Source organism: Telluria aromaticivorans (assembly GCF_013003915.1).
Classification (GTDB): domain Bacteria; phylum Pseudomonadota; class Gammaproteobacteria; order Burkholderiales; family Burkholderiaceae_D; genus Telluria; species Telluria aromaticivorans.
This window is the reverse complement of sequence record NZ_JABAIV010000003.1, coordinates 499,809-522,402: the sequence shown is the minus strand read 5'-3', so window position 1 is coordinate 522,402 and position 22,594 is coordinate 499,809. Positions and strand designations below refer to the sequence as shown.

Genomic DNA, 22,594 nt, shown 5'->3' with positions numbered 1-22,594 from the left:
GCCGCTACGTATGCGTCTATGCATGGCCATGCGGTACGCGGCGTCACCGGCATGCGGGCCTTGTGCGTCTCGATCCACGACGTGGCCCCGGCCAGCTGGGACGAATGCGCCCGCCTGGCGAGCGCCATCCGCGAGGTGGCCGACATCCGCCTGACCTGGCTGGTGGTGCCGCACTACCACCGCAGCGGCGGCGACCTGGCCCGCATGGAAGCAGGACTCGAACGGGCGCTGGCAGCCGGCGACGAGCTGGCGCTGCATGGCTACACCCATCTCGACACCGCGCCCCGCGGCGCCGGCCTCGCCGAACGTTTTTTCCGTGGCACCTATAGCCGCGAAGGCGAGTTTGCAGCCCTGGACGCGGGCGAGGCGGCGCGGCGCATCGGGCTCGGACTCGACTGGTTCGCCGAGCGCGGATGGCCGGTACGCGGCTTCGTGCCGCCGGCCTGGCTGATGGGAGAGGGCGCCTGGGAGGCCTTGCGCGGCTTCGATTTCGATTACACGACGACCTTCAGGCGCTTCCACCTGTTGCAATCGCAGGGACCGCAAGTGCAGGGGCCGCAAGGGCAGGGGCCGCAAGGGCAGGGAGGGCAGGCGCAGGAGCCGCAGGAGCCGCAGGCGCAGGGACCGCAGGCGTACTCGCTTTCACCGCAGGCGCCGCAGGCGTTTTCACCGCCAGGACTGGTCCCGCCGTCGCTATTCTCACCGTCGCTGGTCTACGCTGCGCGCAACCGCAGCGGGCGGCTGGCGTCGCCCGTGCTGTCCGACCTGCTGGCCTTCGCGCTGGCCCGGCAGCCGCTGGTCCGGCTGGGACTGCATCCGCCGGACCTGCACCATCCGAGGCTGCTGCGCCATGCGCAGGCCACGGTCGAGCGCCTGGTGGGGGTGCGCACCGCCATGACCAAGCTCGCCTTTGCCCAGGGACTACATTACCAAGGTCCCCAATAGCCACCCCCACGCCAGTGACGTGATCCCCAGCCGCCATAGAAGGACGGACTGTTGCCGATCTGGCGCAGCTCTTCGCGCGTGCTGAGCTGCAGTACGCACTGGCGCCACGGGTCGCTGCTGGGCGCATAGCCCAGGCCCGTACAGGCCGGACCGTAAATCGCCATCATCTGGGCCATCTCCGCCTGCATGCGTTCTGCACGCTGTTGCGGCGTGGTGCATGCCGCCAACGCAAGCGTCAAAGCCAATACCGGGATTGTCGATAATCGCATGATTGCCTCCTGTGCCCGCCGACCTGGCGTCGCGGCTCCAGTATAGGACGAGCGCCTGCAACCCGTCGCCGGTAAATCAATCGTGCACGGCCTTATAGGTCCCGTTCTGTCCGCCCGGACAAGGGTTTTTCTGGCAAGATATTCCCCCTAAAAACAAGGAGAACACCCATGCGACAGCGCCGATGGAAGACCTGGACCCTGCGCACGCTGGTAGGCCTGCTGCTGCTTGCGCTGCTGGCCGCCGCCGGTGCCTGGCTCTACCTGCGTGCCAGCCTGGCCCAGCTCGATGGCGAGCGCCGCGCGCCGGGCCTGGGGGCCCCGGTGACGATCGCGCGCGACGCCGCCGGCGTGCCCCTGATCAGTGGCGCAAGCCGTGCCGACGTCGCCTATGCCACCGGCTTCGTGCACGCCCAGGAGCGCTTTTTCCAGATGGACCTGCTGCGCCGCACCGCCGCCGGCGAACTGGCCGAGCTGTTCGGCCCGCGCGCCGTGCCGATGGACCGCGGACACCGCCTGCACCGCTTTCGTGCCCGCGCCCAGCTGGCGCTGGCGCGCCTGCCCGCGGCCGAACGGGCTTTGCTGGAACGCTATGTCGCCGGCGTCAATGATGGTGTGAACGCGCTAGGCGCCAGGCCCTTCGAATATGCGCTGACCGGCGCCGGGCTGCGGCCCTGGAGCGCCGCCGATTCGCTGCTGGTGGTGTGGGCGATGTATCTCGACCTGCAGAACAACCAGGAACCGCGCGAACTCGCGCGCGGCTGGCTGCGCGAACACAGCGATGCGGCCCAGCTGGCCTTCCTGCTGCCCGAGGCCAGCAGCTGGGATGCCACGCTCGATGGCGGCGCCGCTCCTGCGCCGGCGCCGATCCCGGACCGGGCACCGGCATGGTGGGGCAGCGCGCCTGGCAAGGACGACGCATCGCTGCGCACTGCGAGCGTGGACTATGTCGACGCCGTCGGCAGCAACAACTATGCGGTGGCCGGCAGCCGCAGCGCCAGCGGCGCGGCCATCGTGTCCGACGACATGCACCTCGGCCTGCAGCTGCCGAACATCTGGTACCGGATCGCCCTGAGTTTCCCGGACGCGCAGGGCAAGCCGCGGCGGATCGTCGGCGTCAGCCTGGCCGGTGCGCCGCCCGCGGTCATCGTTGGCAGCAACGGGCAGGTGGCCTGGGCCTTCACCAACAGCTATGCCGACCTGGTCGACCTGGTGGAGCTGGGCGTTGACGCGAAGCGTCCCGGACAGGTACGGACTCCCGCCGGCTGGGAGACCCCGGCCAGCCACATCGAGATGATCGCCGTGAAAGGCGCGCCGGCGGACCGCTTCGTGGTGCGCGACACTTCGCTGGGCCCGATCCGCGAGGCGGGCGAGCGCCAGTACGCGCTGCACTGGATCGCCCACGACCCGGCCGCGCTCAACCTCAACCACCTGAAGCTCGAGACTGCGGCGAACGTCGACGAGGCGTTGGCCATTGCCGCCATCGACGGCATCCCGGCGCAGAATTTCGTGGCCGGCGACGCTCAAGGGAACATCGGCTGGACCATCGCCGGCCTGCTGCCGCAGCGCGCCACGGCGCCGCTGGCCGCGACCTTCCCGCTGGATGCGGATGGCAAGGCCGCCACCTGGAATGCCTTGCTGCCGGCCGAGCGCTATCCGCGCATCGTCAACCCCGCCGACGGCCAGCTCACCACCGCCAACAGCCGCCAGCTGATGAACGGCGGCGCCGCGCTGATCGGCGACGGCGGCTTCGACATCGGGGCCCGCAACCGCCAGCTGGCCGACGGCCTGCGCGCGCTCGGGAACGGCACCATCGTGCGCCAGGTGTTCGACGTCGCGCTCGACGACCGGGCCCTGTTCATGGCGCGCTGGCGCGAACGCGCGCTGGCCGCACTCGATGCCGAGGCTCTGGCCGGCCAGCCCGCGCGCGCCGAGTTCCGGCGCCTGCTCGAGACCAGCTGGGACGGCCGCGCCAGCGTCGACTCAAGCGGCTACCGCCTCGCGCGCGGCTACATGTGGGGACTGCACGACATCCTGTATGGCGGCGCCGGCAAGGCCATGCGCGTGCTTGGCCGGAGCGTCACGCCGGTGTCGGCATCGAGCCGCTGGCCCGAGGTGGTCGCACGCCTGCTGGAATCCCGCCCGGCCGGCTGGCTGCCGCGTGGTTATGCCGACTGGCGTGCGGTGGAACTGGCAGCCGTCGACCGCGTCATCGCCGACCTGGCCAAGGACGGCAAGCCGCTGGCCGAGGCCACCTGGGGCGCGCGCAACACGGCGCAGATCGGGCACCCGATCGGCGCGGCGGCGCCGGCCCTGAAAGCCTTGCTATCGGCGCCTGCGGACCGCCTCGCAGGCGACGCCAACATGCCGCGCGTGGCGGGACCGACCTTCGGGCAGTCGGAGCGCATGACGGTGTCGCCGGGACGCGAAGAGGAGGGCTTGTACAATATGCCGGGCGGGCAAAGCGGGCATCCGCTGTCGCCGTTCTTCCTGGCGGGGCATAAGGAATGGGCGGAGGCGAAGCCGGTGCCCTTGTTGCCGGGGGCGTCGCGGTATACGCTCAGCCTGATCCCGTAGGGTGGGCAAGTTTCTTGCCCACGCGGTGATAGTCAGGGTTTGAGTAGGCGCACGGGCAGCCGCACCGTAATTTGAACGCGTGGGCAGGAAGACCTGCCCACCCTACGGTGCAACTAGTTAGCAGGTAGCGCGAGTGATAGTCCGGATTTAAGCAGTCGCACGGGCAGCAGTACCGTGATTTGAACGCGCGGACGGCGAAGCCGCCCACCCCAACAAGATCATTTAGCCGGCAGCGCAACCGTAGCAGGCAGTGCAATCGCAGCCGGTAGCGCGAGTCTATCGGGCAGGATCAACGGCGCGCGCAGCATCCCCGTAATGTCATCTGCACTCGACGGATGCCCCAGGAAGTAACCCTGCACCATATCGCAGCCATACTGCTCCAGCATGAGCAGCTGCTCGCCCGTCTCCACACCCTCCGCCACCACCACCATCTTCAGCCCATGCGCCATCGCGATGATGGCCCGGGTGATGGCCGCGTTTTCCGAATCCTGCGGCAGGCCGTTGATGAAGCTGCGATCTATCTTCAGGGCCCGCACATCGAAGCGCTTCAGGTAGTTCATCGACGAATAGCCGGTGCCGAAATCGTCGATCGACAGGTAGACGCCGATGCCGCGCAGCCGCTCCAGCGTGACCATCGTCGCGCGCGCGTCGTCCATCAGCGTGCCCTCGGTGAGTTCCAGCTCGAGCAGGCGCGGTTCCAGCCCCGCGTCGAGCAGCGCCGAGTGCACCATCTGCGACAGGTTCTCGTCCTTGAACTGGCGCGCCGACAAATTGACGGCCATGCGCAGCGTGCGTTGCGCGAGCAGTTGCCAGGTTCTAGCCTGGCGGCAGGCGGTGCGCAGCACCCATTCCCCGATCGGCACGATCAGGCCGGTCTCTTCGGCCAGCGGGATGAACTCGGTCGGCGGCACCAGGCCGCGCTCCGGATGGCGCCAGCGCACCAGGGCTTCTACGCCGACGATCTCCGAGGTGCGCACGTCGCGCTGCGGCTGGTAGACCAGGTAGAGTTCGTCGTTCTGCAGCGCCTTGCGCAGGCCGACTTCGAGCTTTACATGGCTCATGATCTGCATGGTCAGCGAAGAGCTGTACAGCTTGGCGTTGTTCTTGCCGCAGTTCTTGGCATGGTACATCGCGGTGTCGGCGAACTTGAGCAGCGAGCCGCAATCGTCGCCGTCTTCGGGAAACAGCGAGATGCCGATGCTGGCGGTGACGAAAATCTCGTTGCCCTCGATGAGGAAAGGCCGCCGCATCGCCTCCTTGACGCGGGTAGCGACGTTCAGCGCATGCTCGACCCGTTCCAGGTCGGGAATCAGGATGGTGAATTCGTCGCCGCCCAGCCGCGCCAGGTTCGAGGCGCTGCTTACCGCGCTTTCGCCGCGTGACACCAAATCGCTCGGGCGGGTGGTGTCGCGCAGGCGCTCGGACACCATCTTGAGCAGCGTGTCGCCGGCGTTATGCCCGAGCGTGTCGTTGATGCGCTTGAAGGCGTCCAGGTCCATGAACAGTACCGCGAACTTCTTGTTGCCGATCTTCGAGCGCTGCAATTCGCGCTCGAGCGTCTCGAGGAAGGCCTGGCGGTTCGGGATGCCGGTCAGGCTGTCGCAATAGGCCAGGCGCCGGATCTGCTCTTCGGCGCGTTTGCGCTCGCTGATGTCGCGCACCAGTCCCAGCACCTGCGAGGTGCTGGTCGCCACCAGCCGCGCCTCGAAATGCTGCGACTCGCCGCAGTGATCCAGTTCGTATTCGACCGAGCGGACCTGCTGGGTGGTGAGCACGGCGCGCATCTGCTCCAGCATGCGGGTGGCAATTTCGGCCGGCAGCACGTCGCCGATATGCTTGCCGACGCAGTACTGGGGCGGCCGCTGTTGCTGGGCAGGCGCGCGCCCGCGGCCGGGCTGTTCCTGGCCCGGCTCGTAATCGAGGTAGAAGCCGTCGCCATCTAACCGGAAGAAGGTGTCGGGAATGGCGGCCAGCACCGCGCGGTTCTGGGCGTCGGCGATGCGCAGGCGGACGATGGCGTCGCTGGCGCGCAGCACGTACAGCACGCGGTGGCCCAGGATCGGCCAGTTGATCGGCTTGGAGATGAAGTCGGTCGCACCCATCTCGTAGGCGCGCGTGACCGCTTCCAGGTCGTCGCCGCCGGTGACCATCACGATCGGTATGCTGGCGCCGTCGGCGCCATTGGCCGCTTCGTTGCGGCGGATCGCTTCGCAGGCGGCGAAGCCGTCCATGCGCGGCATCTCGACGTCCATCAGGATCAGGTCGGGGGCGCGCTGCGCCGCCAGTTCGACTGCCGCTGCGCCATCGGGTGCCTCGATCGCATCCAGCCCGACCTGGGCCAGCATCTCGAGCATCAGCAGGCGCATGACGGGATCGTCGTCTGCGACCAGTACCGTTCCGCGCTTCAGGGGAGAGGAGGATCGCATCTCAGGTTTCCTTTTCGAGCATGGCATGAAGCGAATGGCGTACCGACTGGAATTCGTGTTCCATGTCGGCGAGGATGCGGTCGGCACCATGCACGGTATCGGCGCGTCCGATTTGTTCGAGTTCCTTGCACAGCGTCGCCAGCCGCGCGGCGCCGATGTTCGCGCTGGACGACTTCAGGCCATGGGCGACCCGGCGCACGCAGCCGGGATCAATCCCTGCAACCGCCTGGCGCAGCGTCGCCAGGTGCCTCGGCGTGTCGCCCATATAGGCGGCAATCACCTTCTGCATCAGCGCGTCCCCGCCATCGCGGCTCAACGCCCGGATGTTCTCCAGCGCCGCGCGGTTGACAGCTTCGCGCTGGATCACCTCGACGCTTTCCGGCGGCAGGCGCGGCGCAACGTCGTCGTGGTGGACGGTGGCGGCCAGCGGCACCGCCAGCCAGCGGCCGATGACGGCGGCCAGCTGCTGCTGGGTGAAGGGCTTGGACAGGTAGTCGTCCATGCCGGCGGCCAGGCAGGCCTCGCGGTCGCCCTGCAGGGCGTTGGCGGTGATCGCGATCACCGGCAGCGTGCGGGCACGGCCCGCTTCGCGCTCGTGGCGCCGGATCGCCGCGGTGGCGGCGAAGCCGTCCATGACCGGCATCTGGCAATCCATCAGCACCGCATCCCAGCTGCCGTCGCGCACCGCCTGCAATGCTTCCTGGCCGTTGCGCGCGCAATGCGCTTCCATGCCCAGGCTCTCGAGCATCGCTTTGGCGACTTCGACGTTGACCGGGTTGTCCTCGGCCAGCAGCACGCGCCGCGCGCGCGGGCGGTGGACCTGGCGGCCGCCAGGGCCGGTCGGCGGGGCGGAAGCGGCACGCCGCAGCTGTGCGGGCGAGGCCGGCGCGGACGTCTCGGCGGGAAGGCCGGGGGGCGCGGGCGCGTGCAGGCGCGCCGCGCAGGCGGCCAGGCAGGCATACAGGTCGGCTGCCCGCGCGGGCTTGATGAGCTGGTAAGCGACGCCGGCGCTGCGCCGCTGCACCGGGTCGGCCGCCAGCCGCTCGGGGCTGATGAGGACGAGGTGGGTGGCGCGCACCGCCGCCTCGGCCTTGATCGAGGCGGCGAGGGCCAGGCCGCTGGTGTGCGTCAGTTCCATGTCCAGCACGGCCGCGTCGTACGGCCGGCCGGCCTTGGCGGCATTGACCAGGCGCTCGTAGGCCCCGGCGGGGGTGGCGGCGCCGTCGGCGGTGGCGCGCCAGGCCTGCAGCTGCTGGACCACTTCCAGGCGGCTGGACTCGTCTTCGTCGACGATCAATACGCGCAGGTTTTCCAGCGTGTGCTGGCGGTGGCCGGGCGCGTCCGGATCGACGCGGCGCTTGTCGAAGCTGACCGTGAACCAGAAGATCGAGCCGCGCGTGGGCGCGTTGTCGACGCCGATGGCGCCTTTCATGAGCTCCACCAGCTGCTTGGAAATCGCCAGCCCCAGTCCGGTGCCGCCATAGCGCCGGGTGGTCGAATCGTCGGCCTGCGAGAAGGCTTCGAACAGGCGCGCGCGCGCCTCGCGCGAAATGCCGATGCCGGTGTCGTGCACCTCGAAGCGCAGCATCACCGATTGCGTGTCTTCGCCGGCTACGCGCACCCGCGCCAGGATCCGGCCCTGGTCGGTGAACTTGATGGCATTGCCCAGCAAATTGGCCATGATCTGGCGCAGCCGGTTCGGGTCGCCGCAGATCGCCACCGGGATGTCGTTCGCGATATCGAAGTCGAAGCCGATGCCCTTGGAGGCCGCCTGCGGCGTGTAGACGTTGTGGATGTCATCCAACAGGTCCCACAGGTTGAAGTTGATGTATTCGATGGTCAGCTTGCCGGCCTCGATCTTCGAGAAGTCGAGGATGTCGTTGATGATCACCAGGAGGTGCTCGCCCGAGCGCTTGACCAGGGTGGTGTAGTTGCGCTGCGACTCGGTGAGCCCTGTCGCCAGCAGCATCTCGGTCATCCCGAGCACGCCGTTCATCGGGGTGCGGATCTCGTGGCTCATGGTCGCCAGGAAGGCGCTCTTGGCGCGGCTCGCGGCTTCCGCGGCGTTCTTGGCCTTCTCGAGCTGCTCGGTGCGCACGCCGACCTGGCGTTCCAGCTCGTCGCGGTGGTGCAGCAGGGCCGCGCCGCGGTCTTCGATCTGGGCCATCATGACGTTGAAGCTGTCGATCAGCTGGCCCAGTTCGTCCGTGCGCTGGTGGGCGATGCGCAGGCTGTAGTTCTGGCTGGCGGATACCTTCTGCGCCGCCTGGATCAGTTTCGTCACCGGCTCGGCGATGGCGCGCTTGAAGCGGCCGGCCATGGCGATCGACACCAGCAGCGAGGCCAGCATGGCCAGGCCCATGATCGCAAGGCCGGCCAGGATGTCGATCCAGGTGGAGACCAGGTCGGCCTCGATCATGACCACGCCCACCTGCATCTCGCCATCGAGCACCGGCTGGTACAGGCGCATCTTGCGCGACGCCAGCTGCTGGCCGGCGGCGTTGGCGCCGGCCAGGGCCTCGCCGTCGACGCCGTCCATGGCCTCCGGCTTGGTGTTCTTGTCGACCGGATGCCAGGCGAAGGGCTGGCCGTGGCGGTCATACAGCACCGCCGACGAGATCTCGCGCTTGGCCCCGAGTGCGGCCAGGGCGGCCGCGGCGCGCTTGCGGTCGCGCAGCAGCAGGTCGTCGGCACTGGTGGCCCCGATCACCTTGGCGAAGGTGGCCAGCTGCATGGCCTCGTCCTTGCGATGATTGGCCACCGAGGTCACCGCAAACGCAACGAACACGCACAGCAGGGCGGTCGCGGTCGAGAGCAGCGAGATGATGGTCAGCTTCTGGTTCAGGCTGGAGCGCTCGAAGTTCGGCATTCTGATCCCGCAGGCACGGCGGAGCGGCCCTGCTTCGGACGAAACAGAACCTCCTTTGCGGAATGCAAATTCCCGCAAGAAAAAAATATACGTTTATGGGGAGACGGGGCGTTGACGGAAGTCAACAGAGGGTGGGTGAAGGGTGGGGCGAGGGCGGGACGGGTGGGAACGGCATTGGTAGGTGTGGCCGCATGGCCTTGATCGCGCCATGCCAGCATGCGGCATAAAACATCACCCTTACAACATGAACCGTCATTCCGGCGCAGGCCGGGATCCAATTCCTTCGCATCCCGTTAACGCTTGCGTGCACCCGCCAGCGTGAGGCGACGAACTTGGGGGGAATGATGCCAGTGGCATCATTCCCGCCTTCGCCGAACGACGGTTTTTAAGCCGTCGGCCGAAATAAACAAAGCTCGCCGCGTATAAAAAGAAAAAGGGACGCCGCGGCGCCCCTTCGTCATCCTTCCATCAGCGGTCCCTTAACAGCAGGTGCCGCGATTCCCCCCATACCTCGCCTCCTGGCGCTCGCGGAAGAACTCCTCGTAGGTCATCGGCGCCTGGTCCGGGTGGGTACGTTCCATATGCGCCAGGTAGGTGTCGTACTCGGGCAGGCCGACCATCAGGCGCATGCTCTGCCCGAGGTATTTACCGGCCTGCTTGGTGGCCTGGACTCCGGCATCTACCAGGTCGCTGAACATCACTGCACCTGCGGCGTGGGCATGGCGACGTACGCGGTTTCTTTCGCGCTCGGGCCATTGGTGTTACGGGAGGCCATCACGGTACGGATACCGTAGAACAGCACCGCCAGCACCACGAACATGAAGAAGCCCGCCAGCGTCGCGTTGACGTAGTCGTTGAAGATGATGCGCTCCATCTGCTCGAGCGACTTGGCCGGCGCCAGCACCGTGCCGGCATCGTGCGCGTCCTGGAACTTGTTGGCGTGGGCCATGAAGCCGACCTTCGGGTTGGCGTCGAAGATTTTCTGCCAGCCGGCGGTGAGCGTGCAGGCGAGCAGCCACAGGGTCGGCACGACGGTGATCCACGCATACTGCGCGCGCTTCATCTTGTACAGCACGCAGGTGCCCAGCATCAGCGCGATACCGGCCAGCATCTGGTTGGCGATGCCGAACAGCGGCCACAGGGTGTTGATGCCGCCCAGCGGATCGACCACGCCCTGGTACAGGAAGTAGCCCCAGGCCGCGACGCACAGGCCGGTGGCCAGCAGGTTGGCAGGCAGCGACTCGGTGCGCTTGAGCGACGGTGCAAAGGCGCCCAGCAAATCCTGCAGCATGAAGCGGCCGGCGCGGGTACCCGCATCGACTGCGGTCAGGATGAACAGCGCCTCGAACAAAATCGCGAAGTGGTACCAGAAGGCCATCATGGCCTGGCCGCCGACCACGTTCGACAGGATGTGGGCCATGCCCACGGCGAGGGTCGGTGCGCCGCCGGCGCGCGAGATGATGGTGTGCTCGCCGACGTCGCGGGCCATCTGCTCCAGCGTTTCAGGCGTGATGACGAAGCCCATCTGCGACACGGCCGCGGCGGCCGACTGCGCGGTGGTGCCCAGCACGGCGGCCGGGCTGTTCATCGCGAAGTAGACGCCCGGGTCGATGGTGCTTGCTGCGACCAGCGCCATGATGGCCACAAAAGATTCCATCAGCATGCCGCCGTAGCCGATCAGGCGTGCGTGGGTTTCGTTCTCGATCATCTTCGGCGTGGTGCCCGACGAGATCAGCGCGTGGAAGCCCGACACCGCGCCGCAGGCGATGGTGATGAACAGGAAGGGGAACAAATTGCCCGACCATACCGGGCCGGAGCCGTCGATGAACCTGGTCACGGCCGGCATGCGCAGGTCCGGGGCGACGATCAGGATGCCGATCGCCAGCGCCACGATCGTGCCGATCTTCAGGAAGGTGGACAGGTAGTCGCGCGGCGCCAGCAGCAGCCACACTGGGATGACCGAGGCGACGAAGCCGTAGCCGATCAGCATCCAGGTCAGTTCGGTGCCGGTGAAGGTGAACATCGGGCCCAGGGTAGGGGAGTCGTGCACCCACTGGCCGCCGACGATGGCCAGCATCAGCAGCACGAAGCCGATGATCGAGATCTCGCCGATGCGGCCGACGCGCACGTAGCGCGAGTACAGGCCCATGAACAACGCGATCGGGATCGTCGCCATCACGGTGAAGGTGCCCCACGGCGAACCGGTCAGCGCCTTCACGACGATGAGTGCGAGCACCGCCAGGATGATCACCATGATCATGAAAGTGCCGAGCAGCGCGATCAGGCCCGGGATCTCGCCCATTTCGGACTTGATCAGGTCGCCGAGCGAGCGGCCGTCGCGGCGCGTGGACATGAACAGCACGATGAAGTCCTGGACGGCGCCGGCAAAGACGACGCCTGCCAGGATCCACATCATGCCCGGTAAATAGCCCATCTGGGCCGCCAGCACGGGGCCGACCAGGGGGCCGGCGCCGGCAATCGCGGCGAAGTGGTGGCCGAACAGCACGTATTTATTGGTCGGGACGTAATCCAGGCCATCGTTGTACTTGTAGGCAGGGGTCTGGCGCGTTGCATCCAGTCCCAGCGCCTTGTAGGCGATGAACCGGCTGTAGAAGCGGTAGGCGATCAGGTAGACGCAGACGGCAGCGGCGACAATCCAGATCGCATTGATGGTTTCACCGCGCTTGACTGCGATGTAACCGAGCGAAAAGGCGCCGAGGATCGCAAGCGCGGCCCAGCCGAGCGTGCTCGACATTCGTTTCATGGTGCTCCTCCGAGATGGAATGATTCTTGTTTTATCCAGTATCGTGACCACATGCAACACATCTCGCGGCATCGATACCGGCGGTTTTTTGACAGCGTACCGCGAAGTATGTTGCATGATTATCAGCACCACAAGCGCATGATTACGCAGGCGCTGCGTAGTAGTACGTAAGCCGCCCGCCCTGTTCCGCCTTAGAATAGATGTCTTAAGGTAATTGGAGTCCGGGACATGCGTTTGAGGCAGAAGGTCATCGTGCTGGCGATCGCGCCGCTGATCGTGGCCCTGTGCGCAATCGCCCTGTTCGTGCGCCAGCAGGCGGCCGAGCTGGCCCAGCAGCAGCGCGCCACCATCCAGCACGCCTACCTGGCCAGCAAAGAAGCCGAGCTGCGCCATTACGTGGCGCTGGCGACCCAGTCGATCGGCCACCTGGTCCGCTCGGGCCGCACCGACCCCGCCACCCTGGACGAAGCCAAGCGCATCCTCGGCAGCCTGAGCTTCGGCGACGACGGCTATTTCTTCGTCTACGACACTAGGGGCCGCAACCTGATGCATCCGCGCCAGCCAGAACTGGTCGGCACCGAGATGTGGAACTGGGTCGACGCCACCGGCACCCCGACCATCCAGCGCCTGATCGAACGCGCCCGCGCCGGCGGCGGCTTCCACCGCTATACCTGGGCCAAGCCGTCCTCGAACCAGCAGGCCCCCAAGCTCGGCTACGTGGTGCCGGTGGCGAACTGGGGCTGGGTGATGGGCACGGGCATCTACCTGGACGACGTGGAGCGCGCGCTGGCCCAGGTCGACGCCCAGCAATCGCGCAATATCGAAGAAACCCTGCTGTGGATTGCCGGGCTGGCGATCCTGGCATCAAGCGCCGTGGCCGGCGCCGGCCTGGCCCTGAACCTGCGCGAGCTGCGCGTGGCCGACGCCAAACTCAAAGCCCTGGCACAGCGCGTGGTCGAATCGCAGGAAGAAGAACGGGCGCGCCTGTCGCGCGACCTGCACGACGGGATCAGCCAGGCGCTGGTCTCGGTCAAGCTGCAGCTGGAGGCGGGCATCATCCGCCTGGCTGGCAACGAGGAACAGCAGCAGGCGGCCCGCAGCAACCTGGACCGCACCGTGGAGCAGGTGAAGTCGGTGCTGGGCGAAGTGCGCCGCATCTCGCACGACCTGCGCCCGGCCTTGCTGGACGACCTGGGCTTGGCGCCGGCGCTCGAGCACCTGGCAAGCGAATTCGGCGAGCATAGCGGCACGCCGGTGCGCTTCCGCGCTACGGGAGCCGTCGACGCGCTGCCCGAGATGGCGGGGACGGTACTGTTCCGCATCGCGCAGGAGGCGCTGACCAATGCCGAACGCCATGCCGGCGCGCACAGCATCGTGATCACGCTGGTGCGCAAGCAGCGCTGCCTCACCCTGACTGTGATGGATGACGGCGCCGGCTTCGACGCCGACAGCGTGGCCTTGCACCCGCACCGCGGCATCGGCCTGCGCAACATGATGGAACGGATGGAGGCGATCGGCGGGATGCTTTCCATCGATTCGTCGCCCCAGGGCACCCGCGTGGTGGCCAGCATCGACCTGAAGGAGCACGCATGATGGAAAGAGAAACGCAGCGCGACATCTGCATCCTGCTGGTCGACGACCACCCGCTGGTACGCGACGGCCTGCGCGCTCGGCTGGAAGCCGCGCCGCACCTGCGCGTGGTCGGAGAAGCCGGCTCGACCCAGGAGGCGCTGGAGCAGGTGGGCCTGTGCCGCCCCGACCTGGTGCTGATGGACGTGAACATGCGCGGGGGCAGCGGCATCGAAGCGACCGCGCGGCTGCTTGAGCGCTATCCCGGCATCGCGGTACTGATCCTGTCGATGCACGACAAGCCGGAATACGTGACCCAGGCCATGGGCGCCGGCGCGCGCGGCTATGTGCTGAAGGACGCGCCGGGCAAGGACATCGTGCTGGCGATCGATACGGTGATGGGCGGCGGCATCTATTACAGCGCCGCGCTGGCGCGCCAGCTCGCCGGTCCGCTGGCGCCGGCGTCCACTTCGGCCCTCGGCAACCAGCTGACCGGGCGCGAACAGGAAGTGCTGCGCCACATCGCCACCGGCCAGTCGAACAAGCAGATCGCACGCGACCTCGATTTGTCGGTGCGCACCGTGGAAACCCACCGCCTCAACATCAAGCGCAAGCTGGGCATCGAAGGCCAGGCTGAGCTCATTCGGTTCGCGGTCCAGCGTGCCGGATTCAATGAATCTGCCTGAGTATGCATTAACTTGTCGTAAAGTGTATCCGTATGGAAACAAAAGGAGTTGCATTCTGATAATCGGTGCAATAAGATTGACCGAATATCATTGAGAGCCCCATACATGGCCGAGCTGGACCCCCACCCATTTCCGCTGGTAGCAGTTGATCCGGTCGCCAATGGGCAGAACGAATGGGTCGCGCTGTGCCTGCGCGTGTCCGGCGACGGCGAGCCATCGCAGCGCCTGCAGACCCTGTTCGGCACCGACTTGCTGGCCGCGATCGCGCCGCTCGACGGCTTGCTGATGCTCGATCATCCTTCCGCCCTGACGCCGCCGGTGCTGGCCCTGATGCCTCCCCATCGCATCGGCTTCGTCGTGTCCGCCGGCGCGCTGGTGGAAGAGGGCGTCCCGCGCCGCCTGGCCGACCTGCACGAAATCGGCTACCGCATCTGGCTCGATGGCGCCTTGCCTGCCGGTGTGCGGCAGCCATCGGCACTGCGCAGCAGCGCGCGCGACTGCGCGCTCGACGCCCCCGCCTCCGGCCAACTGGTAGCGCTGTTCGGCCCCCACCTGGCGCGCCGTGTCGACAGCGCACAGCGCTTCAGCGCATGCGCGGCCGCCGGCTTCGACTGGTTCAGCGGCGACTATCCCTACGACCCGGAACTGGCCGGCAGCGACGCCCACGACGGCAGCTCGCGCCGCCGCATCCTGACCCTGCTCGGCCTGCTGTCGCGCGACGCCGATTCGCGCGACATCGAGCTGCAGCTCAAGCAGGACCCGGCACTGTCCTTCCACCTGCTCAAGCTGGTCAACTCGGCGGCCTTCGCGGTGAGCACCCAGATCACCAGCTTCAACCAGGCCATCAGCCTGCTCGGACGGCGCCAGTTGCAGCGCTGGCTGCAACTGCTGCTGTACGCGCGCCAGCAGCCGGACGGCTTGCCGAACCTGCTGCTGCCGCTGGCCGCGCGCCGCGGCGCCCAGCTCGAAGCCCTTTGCAAGAGGGACGGCGGCGGGCGCGACGACTGCGACCTGGCCTTCATGACCGGCGTGTTCTCTTTGCTCGACCGGCTGCTGCACATGCCGATGACGGACATCGTCGGCGAGCTGCAGCTGCCGCAGCACGTCTCCGGCGCGCTGCTGGCACGCAGCGGCAAGCTCGGCGCCTGGCTGCGCATGACCGAGTCCCATCCCTCCGGCGACGACCTCGATGCGGCGGGCATCGACCCCGCCGACTGGTGGACCAGCCAGTTGAACGCCTATCACTGGGCGATCCAGGTAGGCCGGAATGTCTGACATGCCCGAAGCCTTTTTCCTCGACGCATCCCCAGACTTCATCGGCGCCTCCAACGCCGTGTGCGACGCCGTGCTGCGCCTGCGCGGCGCCGCCCTGCACGAAGCGCTGGGCCAGATCGCGGCCGGCCTGCTGGCCAGCCCCGTCGGCCGCTTCCTGCCGGGCGCCGGGGTTGGAGCACCGATCGGCGCACCGTTCAGTGCCAGCGCGCTACTGCGCCAGGTGGTGGCCGGCGCGTCCGAGCAGTTCGGTATCTATGAAGTGGCAGGGCGGGGCAGCTACTCTGCGGAAGACGCGCAGCTGCTGGCCGGCCTGGGCCAGCTGACCGCATCCCTGATGCAGGTGCATTCGCTGGCCCAGCGTTCCACGCACGCCTACGCCCAGATGGAAGCGCAGCTCGCGCACCAGTCGCAGATCCTCGACCAGATCCACGAGTCGGTGCTGACCATGGACCAGATGGGCTATATCACCAGCTGGAACCGCGGCGCCGAGGAGCTGTTCGGCTATACGGCGCTGGAAGCCATCGGCCGCAACATCCTGTTCCTGTACGCCGACGAAGACGAAGGCTTTCACGACGTGTTCGCGGAGCAGGGCGGGCGCATGATGGAAGTCAAGCGCCGCAAAAAGTCGGGAGAAGTCTTCTGGGCCAGCCTGTCGCTGTCGATCCTGCGCGACATGGCGGAGCGCCCGACCGGCCTGATCGCCTACCTCACCGACATCACCGAACGCAAACAGGCCGAGGAACAGCTGCACCACCTGGCCTATTACGACGAACTCACCGGCCTGCCGAACCGCACCCTGTTCGGGCGCCTGGTCGACCAAGCCCTGATGGTCGCCCAGCGCAACGAGGGCACCGGCTGCGTGCTGTTCGTCGACCTGAACCGCTTCAAGCGCATCAACGACACCCTGGGCCGCCGCATCGGCGACGAGCTGCTGCGCGAAGTCGCCCAGCGCCTGCGCGCTACCTTGCGCGACGAAGACGTGGTGGCGCGCCTGTCCGGGGACGAATTCGCCGTTGGCCTGTTCGACATCCGCCAGCACTTCGAAGCGACCACGGTGGCGCAAAAGCTGCAAGCCTCGCTTGACGCCCCTTTCCTGATCGGCGGCCACGACCTGCGCGTGGGCGCCAGCATCGGCATCAGTGTGTTCCCGCAGGACGGCAGCGACGCCGAAACCCTGCTGGGCCTGGCCGACATCGCGATGGAACGGGCCAAGCAGGCCGCGGACAACCCGGACCGCAGCGTGGCCTTCTACAGCCAGGACATGAACCAGGGCATGCAGGAACGCATGCGCATCGAATCCGACCTGCGCCAGGCGCTCGGCAACGGTGAACTGATCCTCTACTACCAGCCGAAGTTCGAGATCGTCAGCGGGCGCATCGTCGGCGCCGAGGCGCTGGTGCGCTGGCTGCATCCGACCCGCGGCCTGGTGCCGCCGAGCGACTTCATCCCGCTGGCCGAAACCACGGGCCTGATCGTGCAGGTCGGCGAGTGGGTGCTGGAGCAGGCCTGCGCCCAGGCCGCGATCTGGCAGCGCGCCGGCGTGCCACCATTCCGCTTGGCCGTGAACGTGTCGGCGCGCGAGTTCACGCCAACCCTGCCGGCGCGCGTGGCCGACACGCTGCTGCGCTACCAGCTGGATGCATCCTGGCTGGAGCTGGAGATTACCGAGAGCACGCTGATGCACGATTTCGAGCGCGTGACGGCCATCATGGATCGGATCACGGCGCTGGGCGTGTCGCTGTCGCTGGACGATTTCGGCACCGGGTATTCAAGCTTGTCTTACCTGAAGCGCTTCCCGATCCATACTTTGAAGATCGACCGCTCGTTCACGACCGGGATCCCGTCAGACCCGAGTGACTGCGCGATTGCCGGCACCATCATCAGCATGGCGCGGCAGTTGAATCTGCGCGTGATCGCGGAAGGGGTCGAGACGCTGGCGCAGCTGGACTTCCTGCGCGAGGCGGGGTGTGATGAGGTGCAGGGGTACTTGTACAGCAAGCCTGTGCCGGCGTTCGACTTCGAGCGGAGCTTGCGGGAGAACTGGTTGCTGGTGAGCTGACTGCCCGTCGCCTGGCGGCGGATTTGTCCTGCCCGGCGGGGATGATTTATGTATAATGCCGGTTCCTCAAGGAAGCGTGGCCGAGTGGTTGAAGGCAGCAGTCTTGAAAACTGCCGACGGGGGAACCCGTTCGTGAGTTCGAATCTCACCGCTTCCGCCAAGATCCTCAAGACGAGCCCCACGTGTTGGGGCTTTTTTCGTTTTATAGTGTTGTCATCAAGCAAAACTTGCATCGGGCGTCACGCGGCCGGCCGGTAACACCGGCTCCCATGGACGCAGTCCCTGATCCTTGGCCAAGCGGATGCGCTGCACTTTCATCGCATCGATCAGGTCTGCCGGGGAAGTGGAACGCTCGAACATCGGAAGGGTCTGCTCGGCTTCGAGGAAGAAGCGCTGACGTGCGTCGCTTCCCGGCGCCAGGAATGCTACTTCCCACCACTCGGTAATGCGTTCGCCGGCCGTTTCCAGCGCAGTTTGCGTGACCAAGCGGTTCGATTTCTCGCTGTTGATCCTTTGCGACGCAGGCATCAGGTTCCAGGCATCGCCGCAAGGCCAGGCAGCGAAGGGGAAACAATGGTCGATATGGTAGTCATCGCGCAGGCGCTGGCCTGACCAGACACAGTAGATGGACTTGCCTTGACTGCGAACCCGTTCGACGGCGGCTCGTGCGACCCTGGTGTCGCGCTCGGGATCTGCCCACGCCAGCAGGGCATAGGCAGCCTGGCCGATCGCCGGGCCAAGCTGTCCCGCATACGATTCCATCAGTCGAACCCATTCTGCAATCAGGACCGGTTCGACCCATACGTTGTAATGGCTGAGCGCATCCCAGATCTGGACGGGAACGTGGAACTCGCCGAAGCTCCACATGAATAGATCGTCGATCCGAAGGCTTGACGGCGTCGATGTGCGGCGCTGGTGCCTGACGTGGAAAATGTTCTCATCGCTCGCGGGCCTACGCAGGTACTTCACCGGCATTTCGCGGATCAGCCTGGAGATCTCCCACAAGCTAGCGTGAAGGTGTTGTGCCGTGTCGCTATAGAACTCCATCCCTGCACGAAGGTCCACGGGCCGAATGGGGCGCAATGCCGTGAAGTTGTCGGTCACGAAACCGGGGGCATTCCCAGCCCGGTTCGGCGGCATCTGGGGAAGGCCGCCTTCGATGAGCGGCTTGTACATGCGTAGCCAGAAGAGCGCGACGAGGCCCATTGGCAGGACGACGAACTCGGACTCATGGCGCGCGGCGCCCGCTGCGGTATCGGCGATCCTGGCAAGGATGCGCAGCAGCGCGATCTTGTAGGTCGACGACTTTCCGTCCGCGAGGATCAGGTGTCGCAGAAGTGGAAGCGCGCCCAGGCCATCGTCGGGTAGTCCCAGAACCGCGGTCGTCCACGAAATGCCAGGTCGACCCAGCTTGTCCGGACTGTCGTCGGTGCGTACCAGCCTGAGGCCGAACTGCTGGGCCGCCGCCATCAGCTCAGGCAGGGTCACCTCGTACATGGCCCGATCGGTATCCGGTGGACCGATGCGAAGGCTGATGGCGATGCGTCCATTCGGCGACAGCAGCGTTGCCAGCTTTCGCAGCGCACGCTGGCGTGAAGCCGGCGGTACATGCATCCAGACCGCCGAGAGCAAGATCAAATCGAAGGTGAGGCCTAGCCTGCGTACCTGGGCCAGGTCCGGAAGGCTGTCGGCTATCCAGTGAATGCGTGGCGATGGGTGACGCTGGCGTGCAAGTGTGCGCATTGCTTCCGAAGGCTCGGCGGCGACGACATCGTATCCTTTTGCGGCAAACCAGGCGGCATCTCTTCCGGAGCCGGCGCCGACATCGAGAATCGTCGCGCCGGGCGCTGGCAGCAGATCCAGCAGGGCAGGGTGCACGTGTTCGAACGTCAGCGATTCGTACTGGGAAACGAGCTGTTCGGCATGCTGATCGTAGTGAGGAATGGCCTGCACGTGACCTTCGGTATGGTTTGTCGACCTATCAATTGTAAGCCGAAGCGTGCTGCTGTAGGGCAATCGATCTGGTCTGCAATCGTATGAAAGTCGCACAGGATGCTGTGCTCGGACCTGGCCATCGCATCCGTATCGGTCATTCAACCGATACCGCTCGCTCCCCATCCTCCCTACACTGGTTTCACTTACCCACGACGCCAGAAGGAAACACCATGACCGCCACCAAAACCACGCTCCGCCAGATCGCCATCGCCGCCGCCTTCGCCGCTGCCGCCACCGCAACCCACGCGAACGCAAATGCCGCGCCCGCCGAGCCAAGCGCCAAGCCTTCCGTCGTGATCGTTCACGGCGCCTTCGCCGACGGCTCCGACTGGGCCAAGGTCATCCCGCTGCTGCAAGCCAAGGGCATCAAGGTCACCGCGGTCCAGAACCCGCTGACCTCCCTGGCCGACGACGTTGCCGCCACCCGCCGCGCGATCGCGGCCCAGCCGGGCAAGGTGGTGCTGGTGGGGCATTCGTGGGGCGGCACCGTGATCACCGACGCCGGCCAGCACGACAAGGTCGGCAGCTTGGTGTACGTGGCCGCCTTTGCCCCGGATGCCGGCAAGTCGACCGCCGAGACGAGCGAGGGCCACCCGGCCGCCCCTGGCACCAAGCGCTTCGTCGCCGACGCCGAAGGCTTCCTGAGCCTGCCGGAAGCGGCGATGCGCGAAGACTTCGCGCAGGACGTCTCGAAGGCGCAAGCCGCCGTCATGACCGCCACCCAGGGTCCGATCCAGGCCAAGGCCTTCAGCGACAAGGTCAGCGTCGCGGCCTGGAAGACCAAGCCCTCCTGGTTCATCGTCAGCGCGCGCGACCGCATGATCGACCCGGGCCTGCTGCGCGCGATGGCGGCCAAGATCGGTGCGAAGACCACCGAACTGCCAGCCAGCCATGTGCCGCAGCAGTCGCGCCCGGCCGAGGTGGCCAAGGTGATCCTCGACGCCGTCGCCGCAACCCGCTAAGCACATCCGGCAATGCCTAGCCGCCGCAGCGGATATCGAGCGCGCCTTCCTCCGCCAGCCGGTTCGCCTGTTCGATCAGGGCGCGCATCTTCGGCTGGTTCTGGGTGCGCACCGGGAAATACAGGAACAGCGCCGAGGTGTCGGGCACGTCCTGCTCCAGCACCCGCTGCAGGCGTCCGCTGCGCACGTCGTCGGCGATTTCCAGGTCCGGCAGGTAGGCGATGCCCAGGCCCTGGCGCGCCCATTCGGCCAGCATCTGGGTGTCGTCGGCGGTGAGGGCGGCCTTGGCGTCGAGCAGGACATCGCCCTCGGGGCTGCGCATGCGCCACGGCGGCAGCAGGCCGGAGGTCGAGAAGCGGTAGCGCAGCGTGCGGTGGCGCAGCAGGTCCTGGGGATGCGCGGGGATGCCTTCGCGCTGGAAGTAGGCGGGGGCGGACACGAGCGACCATGACAAGGGCCGGCTCAAGCGAATGGCCACCATGTCCTGTGCAATCGCCTGTCCGAGCCGGATGCCGGCGTCGTAGCCGGAGGCCACCAAATCGACCAGGCCGTCGTCGAGCGACAGGTCGAAGCTCACCTCCGGATAAGCCGCGCGCATGCGGGGTACCAGCAAGCGCGCCAGCAGGAAGCCGAAGCTGCGCGGCGCGGTGATGCGCAGGTGGCCCGACGGGCGGGTCTGGTAGTGCGCCAGCTCGGAGAAGGCCTGCTCGATCTGGCTCACGGCCGGCTTGAGCACGCCCAGCAGCGCGGTGCCGGCTTCGGTCAGCGAGACGCTGCGGGTCGTACGCACCAGCAGCTGGACGCCATGCTTTTTTTCGAGGGCGCGCACGCCCTTGCTCACCGCCGTCGGGGTGATGTTCAGGCGCCTGGCGGCCTGGGTGAAACTGCGTCCCTCCGCCACTGCCAGGAACAGCCGGATCAAATCGAGCGAACTCATCTCACCTCATTGTGAACTGTTGGTTCATAGCGCATGTCCATTTCCTTAGTTTTTAAAGATGATGCCTGAACCTACACTGGTTGCACAACTTTTAAGGAGAACCGCAATGAGCACACTACCGCAGGCCATTTCGGCCTATATCGACGCCGCCAACGCGCAGGCCCTCGATCGAGTCGCCGCCTGCTTCCATCCGGATGCGAAGGTGGTCGATGAAGGCCATGTGCACCAGGGCCGTGCGCAGATCCAGGAATGGGCTGCCGAAAGCAGCGCGCGCTACCAGGCCACGATCAAGCCCCTCGGGCTGAGCATGGCAGACGAGGCGCACATGTTGCGCGCCACCGTGCGCGGAAACTTCCCGGGCAGCCCGATCGAGCTGGACTTCCAGTTCGTGCTGCGCGCAGGCGCCATCGACGCGCTGGAGATCAAGCCATGAGCGGCGCAGCATTCGCCGGCAAGCATGCGCTCGTGACCGGTGGCACCAAGGGCATGGGCGAAGCGATCGTGCGCCTGCTTGCCGCGCGCGGCGCCTCGGTGATCACGGCGGCGCGCAGCCTGCCGCAGGATCCAATCGCCACGGTGCGCTATCTCGAGGCAGACGTCGGCACGCAGGAAGGCGCCGCCCATGTGGCCGAGGTCGTGGGGCGCGAATTCGGCCACCTCGATTACCTCGTCAACAACGTCGGCGGTTCGTCCGCGCCGAGTGGCGGGGCACTCGCACTGAGCGACGCCATGTGGGAGTCGGCGCTACAGGTCAACCTGATGTCAGCGGTGCGGCTGGACCGCGCCTTCCTGCCGGCCATGCTCGAGCGCGGCAGCGGCGCCATCGTCCACATCACGTCGATCCAGCGCCGCCTGCCGCTGTTCGAGTCGACCGTGGCCTATGCCGCCGCCAAGGCGGCGCTGGCCAACTACAGCAAATCGCTGGCCAATGAATTCGGCCCGCGCGGCATCCGGGTGAACAGCGTCGCGCCGGGCTTCATCGAAACCATGGCGGCTCACGCGCTGGTCAAGCGCATGGCGGCCCACCGCGATGGCAGCGAGGACGAGGCCAGGCAGCAGCTAATGGATTCACTGGGCGGCATCCCGATCGGGCGTCCCGGCAGGCCGGAGGAGGTGGCCGAGCTGGTGGCTTTCCTGCTCTCGCCGCTGGCAGCGTCGATTCACGGCGCCGAGCTGGTGATCGACGGCGGCACGATTCCGACCGTCTAGCCAATTCTCTTTTTTACCTGGCGCCGCCCACCCGGCGACGCCGCTTTCATCCTTG

Annotated in this window: 16 protein-coding genes and 1 tRNA gene; 10 read left to right on the top strand and 7 right to left on the bottom strand. The window is 66.7% G+C overall.

The features are described 5' to 3' along the window. The first annotated feature begins 18 nt into the window (after positions 1–18). Positions 19–945, top strand: a complete 927-nt coding sequence (locus HGB41_RS11680; protein WP_229422977.1) for a DUF2334 domain-containing protein — start codon at positions 19–21, stop codon at positions 943–945. Here HGB41_RS11680 and HGB41_RS11675 read toward each other — a convergent pair. Next, complete coding sequence (locus tag HGB41_RS11675) at positions 927–1,214, bottom strand: hypothetical protein (RefSeq protein ID WP_171084412.1); 288 nt, start codon at positions 1,212–1,214, stop codon at positions 927–929. The genes HGB41_RS11680 and HGB41_RS11675 overlap by 19 nt on opposite strands. Before the next feature lie 168 nt (positions 1,215–1,382). Here HGB41_RS11675 and HGB41_RS11670 point away from each other — a divergent pair, with 168 nt between their 5' ends. Continuing rightward, positions 1,383–3,788, top strand: coding sequence for a penicillin acylase family protein (locus HGB41_RS11670; protein WP_171084410.1), 2,406 nt, complete (start codon positions 1,383–1,385; stop codon positions 3,786–3,788). A 218-nt stretch (positions 3,789–4,006) separates the two neighbouring features. Here HGB41_RS11670 and HGB41_RS11665 read toward each other — a convergent pair whose 3' ends face one another. The 4 genes from HGB41_RS11665 to HGB41_RS11650 form a co-directional block, all read right to left on the bottom strand. Further along, positions 4,007–6,214: a putative bifunctional diguanylate cyclase/phosphodiesterase gene (locus HGB41_RS11665; protein WP_171084408.1), complete on the bottom strand. Its 2,208-nt coding sequence runs from the start codon at positions 6,212–6,214 to the stop codon at positions 4,007–4,009. Between the two features lies 1 nt (position 6,215). Further along, positions 6,216–9,083 carry a response regulator gene (locus tag HGB41_RS11660; RefSeq protein WP_171084405.1) on the bottom strand — a complete coding sequence of 956 codons (2,868 nt, stop codon included), beginning with the start codon at positions 9,081–9,083 and terminating at the stop codon, positions 6,216–6,218. Between the two features lie 479 nt (positions 9,084–9,562). Next, entirely contained in the window at positions 9,563–9,781 is a 219-nt protein-coding gene (locus tag HGB41_RS11655; RefSeq protein ID WP_171084404.1) for a YbdD/YjiX family protein, read from the bottom strand. After that, entirely contained in the window at positions 9,781–11,847 is a 2,067-nt protein-coding gene (locus HGB41_RS11650) for a carbon starvation CstA family protein (RefSeq protein WP_171084402.1), read from the bottom strand. Before HGB41_RS11650 ends, HGB41_RS11655 begins: the two co-directional genes overlap by 1 nt. A 228-nt stretch (positions 11,848–12,075) precedes the next feature. Here HGB41_RS11650 and HGB41_RS11645 point away from each other — a divergent pair, with 228 nt between their 5' ends. From HGB41_RS11645 to HGB41_RS11625, 5 genes are all read left to right on the top strand, one after another. After that, positions 12,076–13,440 carry a cache domain-containing protein gene (locus HGB41_RS11645; RefSeq protein WP_171084400.1) on the top strand — a complete coding sequence of 455 codons (1,365 nt, stop codon included), beginning with the start codon at positions 12,076–12,078 and terminating at the stop codon, positions 13,438–13,440. After that, the gene (locus tag HGB41_RS11640; protein WP_171084398.1) at positions 13,437–14,102 is read left to right on the top strand and encodes a response regulator; all 666 of its coding nucleotides are present in this window, start codon (positions 13,437–13,439) and stop codon (positions 14,100–14,102) included. Before HGB41_RS11645 ends, HGB41_RS11640 begins: the two co-directional genes overlap by 4 nt. 105 nt (positions 14,103–14,207) lie before the next feature. After that, positions 14,208–15,377, top strand: a complete 1,170-nt coding sequence (locus tag HGB41_RS11635; RefSeq protein ID WP_171084396.1) for an EAL and HDOD domain-containing protein — start codon at positions 14,208–14,210, stop codon at positions 15,375–15,377. Next, a complete protein-coding gene (locus tag HGB41_RS11630) occupies positions 15,370–17,436 on the top strand; it encodes a putative bifunctional diguanylate cyclase/phosphodiesterase (RefSeq protein ID WP_171084395.1) in 2,067 nt (688 codons plus the stop codon). The genes HGB41_RS11635 and HGB41_RS11630 overlap by 8 nt, the downstream gene beginning before the upstream one ends. 70 nt (positions 17,437–17,506) lie before the next feature. Then, positions 17,507–17,596: transfer RNA gene (locus HGB41_RS11625), tRNA-Ser, on the top strand. A 56-nt stretch (positions 17,597–17,652) separates the two neighbouring features. On the opposite strand, the gene HGB41_RS11620 is transcribed toward HGB41_RS11625, so the two are convergent. After that, positions 17,653–19,389 carry a class I SAM-dependent methyltransferase gene (locus HGB41_RS11620; protein ID WP_171084393.1) on the bottom strand — a complete coding sequence of 579 codons (1,737 nt, stop codon included), beginning with the start codon at positions 19,387–19,389 and terminating at the stop codon, positions 17,653–17,655. Between the two features lie 212 nt (positions 19,390–19,601). Between HGB41_RS11620 and HGB41_RS11615 the strand changes: the two genes are divergently transcribed. Continuing rightward, complete coding sequence (locus HGB41_RS11615) at positions 19,602–20,393, top strand: alpha/beta fold hydrolase (RefSeq protein WP_171084391.1); 792 nt, start codon at positions 19,602–19,604, stop codon at positions 20,391–20,393. Positions 20,394–20,409: 16 nt separating this feature from the next. Here HGB41_RS11615 and HGB41_RS11610 read toward each other — a convergent pair whose 3' ends face one another. Beyond that, entirely contained in the window at positions 20,410–21,330 is a 921-nt protein-coding gene (locus HGB41_RS11610; protein WP_171084384.1) for a LysR family transcriptional regulator, read from the bottom strand. 106 nt (positions 21,331–21,436) lie between these two features. Here HGB41_RS11610 and HGB41_RS11605 point away from each other — a divergent pair, with 106 nt between their 5' ends. After that, on the top strand, positions 21,437–21,763 hold the full coding sequence (locus HGB41_RS11605; RefSeq protein ID WP_171084381.1) for a nuclear transport factor 2 family protein: 327 nt from the start codon (positions 21,437–21,439) through the stop codon (positions 21,761–21,763). Further along, positions 21,760–22,539: an SDR family oxidoreductase gene (locus HGB41_RS11600; protein ID WP_171084379.1), complete on the top strand. Its 780-nt coding sequence runs from the start codon at positions 21,760–21,762 to the stop codon at positions 22,537–22,539. Before HGB41_RS11605 ends, HGB41_RS11600 begins: the two co-directional genes overlap by 4 nt. Positions 22,540–22,594: the final 55 nt, after the last annotated feature.